This is a genomic window from Caballeronia catudaia (assembly GCF_001544755.2).
In the GTDB taxonomy this organism is placed as follows: Bacteria; Pseudomonadota; Gammaproteobacteria; order Burkholderiales; family Burkholderiaceae; genus Caballeronia; species Caballeronia catudaia.
Genome location: NZ_FCOF02000037.1, coordinates 53,284 through 67,091, shown reverse-complemented (window position 1 = coordinate 67,091; position 13,808 = coordinate 53,284). Strand labels below are relative to the sequence as shown.

The following is a 13,808-nucleotide window of genomic DNA, read 5'->3' as shown; positions in this document are numbered from 1 at the left end:
GTCAGGCTCCTCATGCCCTAACGCCAAAACCCCACCCCGCAAAGGTGGGGTTTTTGCGTTGGGGCGCGCGGTTTGCACGAGCCCCCGCCCATTATCCCGAGAAACAGGTATTGTCAATTGCTGCCGGCATTCGCTGCATCCAACCGATAACGCACGAGATGATCGGTGCCAGACTCCGACAACCATACTTCGCCAGGGCGACCCATCATCTGACGTACGTTCGCGTGTGGCCGAGGCAACGCGAAAGTTTCGAACTGCTCCGTTCGGGGGTCGAAGCGCACTAGCGCGTTGGCGGTCCATTCACTGAGCCACACGATGTCCTGATCGTCGACGAATACCGCGTATGCGTGCGGATTCGGGCCTGGCAGCCGCCATTCCCGCCATCGATGCGTTGCCGGGTCATACATGCCTACCTTGCCTGCGTTCCATTCGCTGACCCAGACGCGTCCTTTCGAGTCGGACCATACTCGCCGGGCACCCTGATCGGGCGTCGGCGGCTCGATGACCTGCGCCGCGCCGCTAACCGGATCGATGCGGCCAAGATAGCTGCCTGCAAGTGAGGCGAAGTACAAGCTGCCATCCGGTGTGACACAAATGCCGTAGGCGCCAGGCCCACGCGGCGCATCGAACACCCGCATTCTGGCGCTCGCCGGGTCGAGCTCGCCGAAAATTCCGCTTTGACCGGTAAACCACAGATGGCCGCGCTGGTCGAAGACCGCCGTGTTCAGATTGGCGTTCTGCCGGTCCTTGGGCAATGGAAAGCGCGTGACGGCGAGTGTCTTTGGGTCGACTCGCACGATAGCGTTCAGCCCGCCATCAGTGATCCATGCCGCGCGATCCGGACCGACGATCACGCCGTGTGGTGCCGATCCGTTGCCGAGCGGAACCGATTCGATCTTGCCGCTGCGCGGGTCCAATCGTCCGACCGCGCCTCGTGCCTGTGCGGTGTACCACACGACGCCATCTGGCGATGGTGCGACGTCGTGCGGTGCGCTGCCGGATGGAACGGCGAATGAATCGAAGGATGGAGGCGGGGCCTCCGCGTGCGCCGAACCTGTCGCGACCAGCGCGCAAACGAGCGCCGGCGCAAAACGCCGAAAGAGCCGCGATGTGACGCTTCTGTTCACCGTTGCTACAACCGTTGCCGCTGCGATGTGCATCATGTTCGCCTCCATGACCAGCATGGGCTTGCGATCGCTCGAACAGGCAGCGCACTTTGCGGCCCTGTGAGAATCGCTACGTGAGTCGACGAGTCCGTTCCGGCCCGTCGACTCCTGGTGGATATTCTGTATCAGATGCAACAGGATCGTCCTATCAACGAAGCAGTGGAAAAGCGAAAATCTCGACTGCAGTTACCCCTCAAAAAGCGGCAATCCAGCGGCTGCGAACGATGCTAAAGATCGACGAAGTCACGAACAGCGAAGGTTTCCCCGAGCGATGCGACGTCGCGGTGATAGGCGGCGGCATCGTCGGCGTCAGCACCGCATATGAACTGGCGCGACGCGGCGTATCGGTGGTTCTGCTCGAAAAGGGCGTCATCGGTGGTGAGCAGTCGGGGCGCAACTGGGGTTGGGTGCGTCAGCAGAATCGCGACCTGTACGAGTTGCCGCTCGCGATGCAAAGCCTCGGGCGCTGGAGCGAACTCACCGAAGAACTGGGCGAGGACGTCGGCTTTCGCCGGTCCGGCATTCTGTACGGGACGGAGCAACAGTCCGACGTCGCGCAATGGGAATCGTGGCTCGCCCGCGCACGCGAAGTCGGCTTCAGCAGCGAGATACTCAGCGCGCGCGAACTGGCGTCGCGCATTCCGTCTGGACGGGCGAAGTGGGCCGGAGGCTTATGGTCGGTCACGGATGGGCGCGCCGAGCCATCGAAAGCCGCGCCAGCGATCGCGCGCGGCGCGCAAAGACTCGGGGCGAAGGTGTATCAGAACTGCGCGGTGCGCGGTCTCGACATGAGCGCGGGCCGTGTTTCCGGTATCTGCACCGAGCGCGGCCGGCTTGCGGCCGATACGGTCGTGCTCGCCGGAGGCGCGTGGAGCGCGTTGTTCTGCCAGCGTCATGGCATCGATCTGCCCGCGATCAACGTGATGGGAACGGCGTTGCGGACCGCAGAAGCGCCGGGCGTCATCGAAGGCTGTTTCTCCGGGCCCGATTTTGCGCTGAGACGACGGCTGGACGGCGGTTACACCATTGCAGTTCCCGGCTACGGACGCGTGGAACTGGCGCCGCAAAACCTGCGGCATTCGGTGAAGTTCCGCACCATGTTTCGCAGCAAGCTCAAGAAGAAACTGAAGATTCGCGTCGGCCATAGCTTCTTTCAGGGACCGGAGGCCAGCGCAAATTGGCGCGACGGCGACATTTCTCCCTTCGAAAGAGCGCGCGTGCTGGACCCGCGGCCGGACATGGAATGGCTCGACCGTGCCCTGCGTAACGTCGCGCGCGTGTTTCCCGAGCTGTCGAGCATGCGGATCGCCCACGCGTGGGCGGGCGCGATCGACACGACGCCGGACCTCGTCCCCGTCATGTCGAAGGTCGATGCCAAACCCGGTCTCGTGATTGCGTCCGGCTTCAGCGGGCACGGCTTCGGATTGGGGCCGGGCGCGGGCTTGCTCGTGAGCCGGCTGGTGATGGAGGACGCGCCGCAGCACGACATCAGCCCCTTCAGACTGGCCCGCTTCAGCGACGGATCAAAACTCAGCAGCCCGCAGATGATGTGAGTCGAAGGCGCGCCGACGTTTCGCTGCGCGCACGGCGCAATGCCGGTCGCAATCACCCTCCACGCCTCGATTACAGCCCCGCCGCGCAGTCCTCATTTCCATCAAAACCATTCGTCTTGCGGAGCGACGAGCGCCAGCGTCAGCGGGGCGCTCGATTTGTTCGTAATCCTAAGTCAATGACCAACCAATACCGATCACCACCGTTCAATTTGCAAACTCTCGGCCAAGTCTTATATAAGACATAAGACATAAGACAGTTGACGAAAACCTCATATCGCAATAAAATCACGCTCAAAGAGTGCCCGGAACAGCCTCGGCGTGTCTGGGAGTATTTCCTTTGAAACGCAATAGCAACGGTCCCCCATGCTTGAAAACTTTCGCGCTCACGTAGCCGCACGCGCCGCGCTCGGCATTCCTCCCCTGCCACTGACGGCTCAGCAGACTGCCGAGCTGGTGGAACTGCTGACGAATCCGCCCGCGGGCGAAGAGCAGACGCTGCTCGACCTGATCACCCACCGCGTGCCCGCCGGCGTGGACGAAGCCGCTCGCGTGAAGGCGGGCTTCCTGGCCGCCGTCGCCAAAGGCGAGACGGTCTGCGCGCTGATCTCGCGCGCACGCGCCACCGAACTGCTCGGCACGATGCTGGGCGGCTACAACATCCAGCCGCTGATCGAGCTGCTGTCCGACGCCGATGTGGCCGCCGTAGCCGCCGACGCGCTGAAGAAAACCCTCCTGATGTTCGATCAGTTCCACGACGTCAAGGAACTCGCCGACAAGGGCAACGCCAGCGCCCGCGCCGTGATGCAGAGCTGGGCCGACGCCGAATGGTTCACCAGCCGTCCGGAAGTGCCGCAAAGCCTGACCGTCACCGTGTTCAAGGTGACGGGCGAAACCAATACTGACGACCTGTCGCCGGCCCCGGACGCCACCACCCGCCCGGACATCCCGATGCACGCACTGGCGATGCTGAAAAACGCCCGTCCCGGCATCACGCCGGAAGAAGACGGCAAGCGTGGCCCGGTCAAATTCATCGAGTCGTTGAAGGAAAAGGGCCACCTGGTCGCTTACGTTGGCGACGTGGTCGGCACCGGCTCCTCGCGCAAGTCGGCCACCAACTCGGTGTTGTGGTTCACCGGTGAAGACATCCCCTTCATCCCGAACAAGCGTTTCGGGGGCGTGTGCCTGGGCGGCAAGATCGCCCCGATCTTCTACAACACGATGGAAGACGCCGGCGCGCTGCCGATCGAACTCGACGTGTCGCAGATGGAAATGGGCGACGTGGTCGAACTGCGCCCGTACGAAGGCAAGGCTCTGAAGAACGGGGAAGTCATCGCCGAGTTCCAGGTCAAGTCCGACGTGCTGTTCGACGAAGTGCGCGCCGGTGGCCGCATTCCGCTGATCATCGGTCGCGGACTGACGGCCAAGGCGCGTGAGGCGCTGGGTCTCGCCCCGTCGACGCTGTTCCGCCTGCCGCAGCAGCCGGCCGACAGCGGCAAGGGCTTCTCGCTGGCGCAGAAGATGGTCGGCCGCGCATGCGGTCTGCCGGAAGGCCAGGGCGTCCGTCCGGGCACCTACTGCGAACCGAAGATGACCTCGGTCGGCTCGCAGGACACCACCGGCCCGATGACCCGCGACGAACTGAAGGACCTGGCGTGCCTGGGCTTCTCGGCCGACCTCGTCATGCAGTCGTTCTGTCACACCGCCGCCTATCCGAAGCCGGTGGACGTGAAAACCCATCAGACCCTGCCGAACTTCATCAGCAACCGTGGCGGCATCGCGCTGCGCCCGGGCGACGGCGTGATCCACTCCTGGCTGAACCGCATGCTGCTGCCCGACACCGTAGGCACGGGCGGCGACTCGCACACGCGCTTCCCGATCGGCATCAGCTTCCCGGCAGGTTCGGGCCTGGTCGCCTTCGCGGCCGCCACCGGCACGATGCCGCTGGACATGCCGGAGTCCGTGCTGGTTCGCTTCAAGGGCAAGATGCAGCCGGGCGTGACCCTGCGCGACCTGGTCAACGCAATTCCGCTGTACGCCATCAAGCAAGACATGCTGACGGTCGCCAAACAAGGCAAGAAGAACATCTTCTCCGGCCGCATTCTCGAAATCGAAGGCCTGCCCGATCTGAAGGTCGAGCAAGCGTTCGAACTGTCGGATGCATCGGCTGAGCGTTCGGCCGCCGGTTGCACGGTGCACCTGAACAAGGAGCCGGTCATCGAATACCTCAACAGCAACGTCACGCTGTTGAAGTGGATGATCGCCCAGGGCTACCAGGACCCGCGCAGCCTCCAGCGCCGCGTCGATGCGATGCAGCAGTGGCTCGCCGACCCGCAACTGCTGTCGCCGGATGCGGACGCCGAGTACGCAGCCGTCATCGAAATCGATCTGGCCGACATCCACGAGCCGATCGTGGCCTGCCCGAACGATCCGGACGACGTGAAGACGCTGTCGGACGTGGCCGGCGCCAAGATCGACGAAGTGTTCATCGGCTCGTGCATGACCAACATCGGCCATTTCCGCGCCGCGTCGAAGCTGCTGGAAGGCAAGCGCGACATCCCCGTCAAGCTGTGGGTCGCCCCGCCGACCAAGATGGACCAGAAGCAGCTGACCGAGGAAGGCCATTACGGCGTCTTCGGCACGGCCGGCGCGCGTACGGAAATGCCGGGCTGCTCGCTGTGCATGGGCAATCAGGCACAGGTGCGCGAAGGCGCGACGGTCATGTCGACCTCGACCCGCAACTTCCCGAACCGTCTGGGCAAGAACACGAACGTGTACCTTGGCTCGGCGGAACTGGCGGCGATCTGCTCGCGTCTGGGCAAGATTCCGACCAAGGACGAGTACATGACCGATATCGGCGTGATCAATGCCAACGGCGACAAGATCTATCAATACATGAACTTCGATCAGATCGAGGACTTCAAGGAAGTGGCCGACACCGTGCAGTCGTAAGCGTGTTGTCGATGTACGGCGTGTCGATCACGTCGTAATGCCGCAAAAATGGCGCCGCAGGCTTGCGGCGCCATTTTCTCATGTGCAAAGAGGTGATTCAGGCCAGCGCGGCGCCCGCGTGCGCCGGACGCTTGAGGCCGAGATGTTCGCGCAGCGTGCGGCCGGCGTAGTCGGTGCGAAAGAGGCCGCGCCGTCGCAGTTCGGGCAGCACCAGCGCGATGAATTCTTCCAGTCCGCCGGGAAACCACGGCGCCATGATGTTGAAACCGTCCGCGCCGCCTTCTTCGAACCATTGCTGCAACTGATCCGCGATGCTCGCCGGCGTCCCAACGACCTGCTGATGACCGCGCGCCCCGGCAATGCGCAGATAGAGCTGGCGGATCGTCAGCCTGTCGCGCCGCGCGAGTTCGACGAGCAGATGCTGGCGGCTCTTCGGGCCGTTCGTTTCGGGCAGCTCGGGAATCGGACCGTCGACGTCATAGCCTGACAGGTCGACGCCGCCGATCACCGTCGACAGCAGCGCGACCCCGACCACCGGATCCACGCGCGATTGCAGCGCCTCGAACTTCTCTTCGGCTTCCGCCTGCGTGCGTCCCACGACCGGGAAGATGCCCGGCATGATCTTCACGTCGTCGGGTTCGCGGTCATAGGCGGGCAGGCGGCCCTTGATGTCGGCATAGAACGCCTTCGCTTCGTCTAACGTTTGATGCGCGACGAAAATCACCTCGGCGGTGCGGGCGGCGAGCGCGCGGCCATCATCGGATGCACCGGCCTGCACGACCACCGGACGCCCCTGCGGCGAGCGGTTCACGTTGAGCGGGCCGCGCACCTGGAAGTGCTTGCCGCGATGCTTCAGCGCGTGCAGCTTGTCCGCATCGAAATAGATGCCGCTCTCTTTGTCGCGCACGAAGCTGTCGTCCTCCCACGAATCCCACAGACCCAGCACGACGTCGTGAAACTCGGCCGCGCGCTCGTAGCGTTCGGCGTGATCGGGCAGCGCATCGCGGTTGAAGTTCTGCGCTTCGTTCGACGTGCTCGACGTCACCAGATTCCAGCCCGCGCGCCCGCCGGAAATCTGGTCGAGCGTGGCGAAGCGGCGCGCCACGTTGTACGGCTCGTGAAACGACGTCGACACCGTTGCGATGAGGCCGATGCGTTCGGTCACCGCGGCGAGCCCCGCCAGCAGCGTGACGGGATCGAAGAAGTCGCTGCGGGCCGTGCGCGCAAGCGATGGCAGATGCGTCGCGGCTACGCCCGAGGTATCCGCGAGAAAGATCGTGTCGAATTTGGCAGCTTCGGCGAGCTTCGCCAGTTCCACGTAATGACGGAAGTTGCTGCCGGCGTCGGCCTGGGCATCGGGATGCCGCCAGCCGGCGATATGGTGGCCCGTCTGCATCAGGAATGCGCCGAGCGCGAACTGTCGGGTGGGTCGGGTCATGGGATGCTCACTGGACGAAGTGTTGGGGCCGTGGAAGCGAGAGGCTAGAGTCGGGCGACGCACGACACAACCAACGAATCGTGGGAACGTTATGAGGGCGGGCCGCGAATCCGATCGCAGCCGCGCGCTCATACCCTTGCTCGTATTGCTTCGTTGCGAAGCACCGCCGCCCGATGGTCTGATTGAAGCACTCAACGACCACGGAGAAGCTCATGAGCACGGTGCTGGATCATCGAGAAGCAGAGGCGCGAAACGAAGGCCATCAGGATCTGCGCGTACGGCGCTACAAGCCGCTCGTCGGCGCGATCATCGACAATGTCGATCTTGCCGCGCCGCTCAGCGAGGACAACCGACAGACGCTGCGTCAGGCGCTCGTCGATCATGGCGTGATCTTTTTTCGTGAACAGGCGCTCGACGCCGGACAGCACGTGGCGCTCGCGCGCATCTTCGGCAATCCGATCCGCAAGAACGTTTATCTGCCAGCCGTCTCGGGTTTTCCTGAGATCGAGGTCATCGCTCACGGCGGCGACAAGACCCGCTCGGGCGGCACGGATAACTGGCACGTCGATGTTTCGTGGCAGCATCAGCCGCCCAAGGCCACCGTTCTCCATGCGCAGGAGATTCCCGCAGGCGGTGGCGGCGACACGATCTGGGCCTCGTCGGCGGCAGTCTACGACTTGCTGGATGCCGATCTGGCCCGCTACTTCGAGAAGCTGACGGCGGTGAACACCTTCATCGCGTCGCCGAAAAAGGGTGCGCTTGCGGATCTGTTGAGCGGCTACGAGATCCCCGAGGGCACGGAGGAAAACAGCGTCGAGGCCGGCCTCGCGCGCTTTCACGATGCGGCGCAGAAGTATCCGCCGATCGAAGTGCCCGTCATCAAGACGCATCCCGAGAACGGGCGCAAGCTCGTGTTCGTCAACGAAGGGCATACGAGTCATATTCTCGGCGTGTCGAAGACGCAGAGTCAGAGCCTGCTCAACTATCTCTACGATCTGATCAAGACGCCGGAAGTGCAGGCGCGCTTCGAATGGAAGCAGGGCGATGTCGCCATCTGGGACAACCGTCAGGTGCAGCACTACGCGGCGCGCGACTACGGTGCGGCGAAGCGGCGGATTCATCGCGTCACGCTCGAACACGACGGCGTGTTCTGAACGGAGGCGAACGCGTGACTGTCATCAAGCGAATCATTCATGCAGTGTGGCCCGCCGTTGCGTTCGCCGCTAGCGCGACGGCGGCGAACGCGCAGACGCCCGAGAAGCTCGAGCTGCGCTATCAGGGCTGGGCGAGCAAGGTGCTGTATCCCGAACTCGCCGAAGACCTGGGCTATCTCGCGCCGGTCAAGCTGAAGTGGATCGGCAACACGACCAGCGGGCCGCAGGACATTCAGGCGGCCGTGACCGGCGATGTCGATTTCGGCGGCGCGTTCAACGGGTCCATCGTCAAGCTCGTCGCGGCGCATGCGCCGGTGAAGGCGGTGATTTCGTACGTCGGCACGGACAAGGAGACCAACGGCGGTCTCTTCGTCGTGCAGGACAGCGCGATCAAGGGGCCGCGCGATCTCATCGGCAAGAAGATCGGCGTCAATACGCCGGGTGCGTATCAGCAATATCTCGTGACCGCATATCTGCAGAAGTCGGGGCTGTCTCACGCCGATATCGATAAAGTGACGTTCGTGCCCGCGCCGCCGGTCAATCTCGCGCAACTGCTGAAACAGAAGCAGCTCGACGCCGTGTTCCTCGAAGACATCATCAAGGACAAGCTGATCGCCGATGGCGGCGCGCGCCTGCTCACGACCGATTACGCGCAGTTCGGCTCGTATGGCTACGCGAGCTATCTGTTCACCGATCGCTTCATCGCGCAGAACCCGAACACCGTGCGCAAGTTCGTCGAAGGCACCGCGCGCGCGATCGAGTGGACGCGCACGACGCCGCGCGATGAGGTTGTAGCTCGGTTGAAGAAGATCGTCGAGGCGCGGCATCGGAATGAGGATACGTCGATCGTCAATTACTGGAAATCGCCGGGCGTGGGCAGCAAGGGCGGCGTGATCGCGGCCGACGACTTCACGACTTATATCGACTGGTACGTGAAGAACGGCGTGCTGAAAGCCGGACAGGTCAAGCCGGATACGGTGTATTCGAACCAGTTCAATCCGTTCAATCAGGCCGTGGCTAGCCACTGACTTAACCGGAGGCGCAGCAATGAGTGCATCGATCGATGTACGCAAGGTCGCGAAGGGCTATCGCGTGAACCAGCGCAATCGCTTCGCAGTCCTTGACGACGTTTCCTTCCATGTGACGGCCGGCGAGTTCGTCTCGCTCGTCGGCCCGAGCGGATGCGGCAAGACCACGCTGCTCGATCTCGTCGGCGGACTGACGCTGCCGGATGCCGGCGAGATTCTGATCGATGGCCGCAAGGTCGAAGGGCCGGGACTGGATCGCGGCATCGTGTTCCAGCAGTACGCGCTGTTTCCGTGGAAGACGGCGCTCGGCAATGTCGCGTTCGGGCTGGAAGCGAAGGGTATCGCGAAGACCGAGCGTGACGCGAGGGCGCGGCGCTTTCTGGAACTCGTGGGCTTGAGCGAGTTCGTGGACCGCTATCCGCATCAGTTGTCGGGCGGCATGAAGCAGCGCGTCGCCATCGCGCGTTCGCTCGCTTACGAACCCGATGTCCTCCTGATGGACGAGCCGTTCGCCGCCCTCGATGCCCAGACGCGCGAATCCTTGCAGGACGAGTTGCTGCGCATCTGGAAGCGCACGGGGACGACCATCGTCTTCATCACGCATTCGATCGATGAAGCCATCTATCTCGGTCAGCGCGTGCTGGTGATGGCGGCATCGCCCGGACGCATCACGCATGTGCTGCCGGTGAACGTGCCGAAAAGCGATACCAGCGAAGACGTGCGCGCGACGCCCGAATTCGTCCGCTTGCGGCATGAGATCTGGCAACTCATCCGTTCGCGTCGCGGTGCGGGACATTTGCAGGTCGCGCAGGCGGCCTGATCCACATTTCAAGGAGTCTCGATGAGTACGGTCATCGCAGCGCCCGCGCGCATCGCGTGGGGCTTGCCGCGTGCGGTTCGCTCCAGCATCGCCATCGTCGCGTTCGTGGCGCTGTGGGAAGCGCTGCCGCGTCTGAACTGGGTCGACGCGACGTTTCTGCCGCCGTTTTCCGTGGTGCTTCGCGCGCTATACGACATGGCGGTGTCGGGCGAACTCGGGGTGCATCTGCTCGCCAGCGCGGCGCGGGCATTGAGCGGGTTTTTGATCGCGGTGGCGATCGGCGTGCCGCTGGGGTTGTTCATCGGCTGGTATCGCACGTTGGCCGAAGTGCTCGATCCGTTGCTCGAACTGTTTCGCAATACCGCGCCGCTCGCGTTGCTGCCGGTGTTCGTGCTCGTGCTCGGCATGGGTGAAACGTCGAAAGTGTCGATGGTCGTCTACTCGTGCGTGTGGCCCGTCGTGCTCAACACGGTGAGCGGCGTGCGCAATGTCGATCCGCTGCTGATTCGCTCCGCGCGTTCGATGGGCCTCGGGCCCTTGCAACTGTTCGTGAAGGTCGTCTTGCCGGCGTCGGTGCCTTCGGTGTTCACGGGCATTCGCCTCGCGGGCGCTTTTTCGATCCTCGTGCTCATCGCGGCGGAAATGGTCGGCGCGAAGGCGGGGCTCGGCTATCTCGTCAATTACTCGCAATTCACCTTCGAGATACCGAAGATGTATGCGGGCATCATCACGCTCGCCTTGCTCGGTCTCGCGTTCAATCAGACGGTGCTGTTCGCCGAAAAGCGGCTCGCCGCATGGAAGGAGCAGGCATGACCCAACGCGATTTGCTGATCTTGCTGGAACCCGGCTTCACCGATCCGAAGCGCCCCGGCGAAGTGTTCATCTGTCCCGACGGCGCGCCCATCGAAGGGCTGCTCGCCACCGATCCCGCGCGCGCGGCTCGCCTCGATATCCGCCGCGTGCCGTTCGAGCGTCCGCGACGCGCGGTCATCGAAGCGCTGAGCGAGGCGCATCAAAGTCTGCCCGTCCTGGTGATCGGCGGCGATTTCCCCCCACCGTCCGATGCACAGCGCCTCGGCGAGAAGCGCTTCGTCACCGATACGCGCCGCATCCTCGCATTGCTCGCGGAGCGGCACGGTTTCGCCAAGGTGCATGACTAAGCCCTAGCGGCACGCGGTTCAGGCCAGATCGGGCGGCGCGGCCTTCGCTACATCGACGTGCTTCGGAATGAGCCCGAGTTCGACGAAGGTATCGGCGATCTGTTGCTGCTCGCCGATGATCGTCCGCGTGATGGCTTCGGTGCCGAACACCTGCCGGCTCACCGCGAGATCGACGGCGGCTTTCGGCAAGCCCCATAGCCGCGCGAGCTCGGTCGCGAGTTCATCCGGATTCTGCTTGCCCCATTGATCGACCGCCCTGATTTCTTCGATGACGACGCGAAGCACATCGGCGTTCTTCGCCGCATAACTCTGCGATGAAAAGTAGTAAGCGCGATTGCCGACGACACCGCTCGCATCCGCGACGATGCGCGCATCCAGCGCCTTCTGCGCCGCCGCGAAGAATGGGTCCCAGATGACCCATGCGTCGATGGAGCCGCGCTCGAACGCGGCGCGCGCATCGGCGGGCGCGAGGAACGCGAGCTCGACATCGCGATACTGCAAGCCGTGCTGACGCAGCAGCTTCACGAGAAAGTAATGGACGTTGCTGCCTTTGTTCAGTGCGACGCGTTTGCCTTTCAGCTCCGCGACCGACCTGACCGGCGATTGCGCCGGGACGATCACGGCTTCGGAACGCGGACGCGAAGGCGTCGCCGCGACGTAGGTGAGCGGCGCGCCCGCGGCCTGCGCGAAGATCGGCGGCGCTTCGCCGACATCGCCGAAATCGATCGATCCTACGTTGAGCGCTTCGAGTTGCACCGGTCCGGCGGAGAACTCCGTCCAGGTGACGGAGACGTTGAGCGGCGCAAGCCGCTTCTCCAGCGTTCCGCGCCCCTTGAGGAGGTTCAGATAGCCTTTCTGATTGCCGATACGAAGCACGCGCGGCTGTCCCTGCGCGAACGAAGCGGGTACGGCTGCGAACGCCGCGGCGCCCGCTGCGGCGCGGGCGGACAAGGACAGGAAAGCGCGACGATGGGTGATGGTTCTTCTTTTGGACATGGCGGGAATCGTGGGCTTGGAAAGCTTCAAATGCTAAGGCGCGCGCCCGTTTCGTCCAACGTAGCGATGCTTATAACGCTATCGCGACCGGGCTCATATGCTTGTGCGTGCGGCGGATCAAGCGCCTTTTCGCGACTTGGAGTACCTTGGCGCGAACCGCTACTCCCTGAGCAACGGCGCGATGCCACAGTCCCCTGCGCGTTCATGCGCCCGGTCAGCCTGCACACCGGCGCGTGGCGCTATCCCGATGCCAATGCCTTCGTGCGCGACCTTTTTCACGAATAGAACGACGGCTTCGGAATCCGCCCGTTGAGCGCCCAGTCTCCCAGTTCCCGCGTCTTGTAATCGAGCGGATCGTGCAGCGTGTGGACGCGCACGTTGCGCCAGAAGCGGTCGAGCCGCAATGCCGCCGTGGTCGAGCGCGCGCCCGTCACTTCGAACATGCGATTCGCGACCTCCAGCCCCGCGCGCGCCGCCGCCACTTTCGACGCCGCCACGGCCACCGCCACTTCGCCGCGCTCGCTTTCGGTGAGCGCAAGGCCGCGCTGCCATGCGCGATCGAATGCCTGCATCGCACGTTCGACGAAAAGGCGCGCGCCTTCGAGCGCGATCCAGAAATCGCCATAGTGCGCGAGCACGTAAGGATCTTCGGCGGGGCGCTCGGCTTGCGAGGCGATCCACGGCCGAGTCTGCGCGAGCGTCGCATCGCGCGCGGCCTGCAATGCGCCCTCGCCGATGCCGAGATAGATATGGCTCAGGATCGACTGCGCGAGCAGCGGCCGCAGCGTGGCGAAGGGGCTGGAAAGCGGCCCGGGCTGGAGCAGCAGTTCGTCCATCGCGATGGGCACGCGTTCGAACACTACGGTGCCGCTGTCGGTCTGACGCTGCCCCATGTTGTCCCAGTCGTCGAGCACGGTGATGCCCGCGCGATTGGTCGGCGTCACGCCGATGAGCAGGCGCCCGTCGCTGTCGAACGCGGAAGCGAGCAGCCGGTCCGAATCGCGGGCGCCGGAACAAAAGCTCTTGCGGCCATCGAAGAGATAGCCGCCGGCGCTGTCGGGCAACGCGTGCGTGCTCTTGTCGAGCGGATTGAGCGCGTTGCCCCAGAACCAGCCCTGCGCGATGGTCTCGCCGAGCCAGCGGCGAATCTGCGTATCGCTGCCGAAAAGGCGGATCGTCGCCAGTTGCAGGTGATGAAACGCAAACAGATGCGCGAGCGAGCTGTCGACCTGCGCCATGCGCCGGACGACATCGAGCGTCGTCGACCAGGGCGCGCCGTCGCCGCCATGCTCGACGGGCACCGAGAGGCGGAGCAGGCCGCTCTCGCGCAGCAGGCGGCGCTCGTGAAAGGCGGTGCCGCCGGTTTTGTCGCGGGCGGCGGCGGTGTGCGCCCATTCGCGCAGCACCGCTTCCAGCGGCTCGGTCCACGGGGCGTCTTGGGTGCGGCTCATTGCAGTGTCTCCTGTCGGTGATGGGGGCCGATTCGTGTCGCGTGGCACCGAGCAGCATATCGCGCGGCGCGATAAACGTGCGGCTGAGGCACT

At 64.0% G+C, this 13,808-nt stretch carries 11 protein-coding genes; 7 read left to right on the top strand and 4 right to left on the bottom strand.

Annotated features, from left to right (window positions below; all coding sequences use genetic code 11):
* Positions 1-113: 113 nt before the first annotated feature.
* Positions 114-1,175, bottom strand: a complete 1,062-nt coding sequence (locus AWB75_RS28035; protein ID WP_087086934.1) for a Vgb family protein — start codon at positions 1,173-1,175, stop codon at positions 114-116.
* Positions 1,176-1,390: 215 nt separating this feature from the next.
* On the opposite strand from AWB75_RS28035, the gene AWB75_RS28030 reads away from it, so the two are divergent.
* Positions 1,391-2,719: an NAD(P)/FAD-dependent oxidoreductase gene (locus tag AWB75_RS28030; protein ID WP_061127270.1), complete on the top strand. Its 1,329-nt coding sequence runs from the start codon at positions 1,391-1,393 to the stop codon at positions 2,717-2,719.
* Between the two features lie 363 nt (positions 2,720-3,082).
* On the top strand, positions 3,083-5,668 hold the full coding sequence (acnB, locus tag AWB75_RS28025) for a bifunctional aconitate hydratase 2/2-methylisocitrate dehydratase (protein WP_061127269.1): 2,586 nt from the start codon (positions 3,083-3,085) through the stop codon (positions 5,666-5,668).
* A gap of 97 nt (positions 5,669-5,765) precedes the next feature.
* On the opposite strand, the gene AWB75_RS28020 is transcribed toward acnB, so the two are convergent.
* Complete coding sequence (locus tag AWB75_RS28020; protein ID WP_061127268.1) at positions 5,766-7,106, bottom strand: LLM class flavin-dependent oxidoreductase; 1,341 nt, start codon at positions 7,104-7,106, stop codon at positions 5,766-5,768.
* A 212-nt stretch (positions 7,107-7,318) separates the two neighbouring features.
* Between AWB75_RS28020 and AWB75_RS28015 the strand changes: the two genes are divergently transcribed.
* From AWB75_RS28015 to AWB75_RS27995, 5 genes are read left to right on the top strand one after another with little or no spacing between them, the layout of a single operon-like run.
* Positions 7,319-8,260: a TauD/TfdA dioxygenase family protein gene (locus tag AWB75_RS28015; protein ID WP_061127281.1), complete on the top strand. Its 942-nt coding sequence runs from the start codon at positions 7,319-7,321 to the stop codon at positions 8,258-8,260.
* 14 nt (positions 8,261-8,274) lie between these two features.
* Positions 8,275-9,288, top strand: a complete 1,014-nt coding sequence (locus AWB75_RS28010; RefSeq protein WP_087086926.1) for an ABC transporter substrate-binding protein — start codon at positions 8,275-8,277, stop codon at positions 9,286-9,288.
* Between the two features lie 19 nt (positions 9,289-9,307).
* On the top strand, positions 9,308-10,108 hold the full coding sequence (locus AWB75_RS28005; protein ID WP_061127267.1) for an ABC transporter ATP-binding protein: 801 nt from the start codon (positions 9,308-9,310) through the stop codon (positions 10,106-10,108).
* A 21-nt stretch (positions 10,109-10,129) separates the two neighbouring features.
* On the top strand, positions 10,130-10,921 hold the full coding sequence (locus tag AWB75_RS28000; RefSeq protein WP_061127266.1) for an ABC transporter permease: 792 nt from the start codon (positions 10,130-10,132) through the stop codon (positions 10,919-10,921).
* A complete protein-coding gene (locus AWB75_RS27995; RefSeq protein WP_061127265.1) occupies positions 10,918-11,268 on the top strand; it encodes a DUF3088 domain-containing protein in 351 nt (116 codons plus the stop codon). The genes AWB75_RS28000 and AWB75_RS27995 overlap by 4 nt, the downstream gene beginning before the upstream one ends.
* Before the next feature lie 18 nt (positions 11,269-11,286).
* Here the strand turns inward: AWB75_RS27995 and AWB75_RS27990 are convergent, their stop codons facing one another.
* Together AWB75_RS27990 and AWB75_RS27985 are read right to left on the bottom strand one after the other, a co-directional pair.
* Positions 11,287-12,264 carry a sulfonate ABC transporter substrate-binding protein gene (locus AWB75_RS27990; RefSeq protein WP_061127280.1) on the bottom strand — a complete coding sequence of 326 codons (978 nt, stop codon included), beginning with the start codon at positions 12,262-12,264 and terminating at the stop codon, positions 11,287-11,289.
* A 275-nt stretch (positions 12,265-12,539) separates the two neighbouring features.
* Positions 12,540-13,715, bottom strand: coding sequence for an acyl-CoA dehydrogenase family protein (locus AWB75_RS27985; RefSeq protein WP_061127264.1), 1,176 nt, complete (start codon positions 13,713-13,715; stop codon positions 12,540-12,542).
* Positions 13,716-13,808 lie beyond the last annotated feature (93 nt).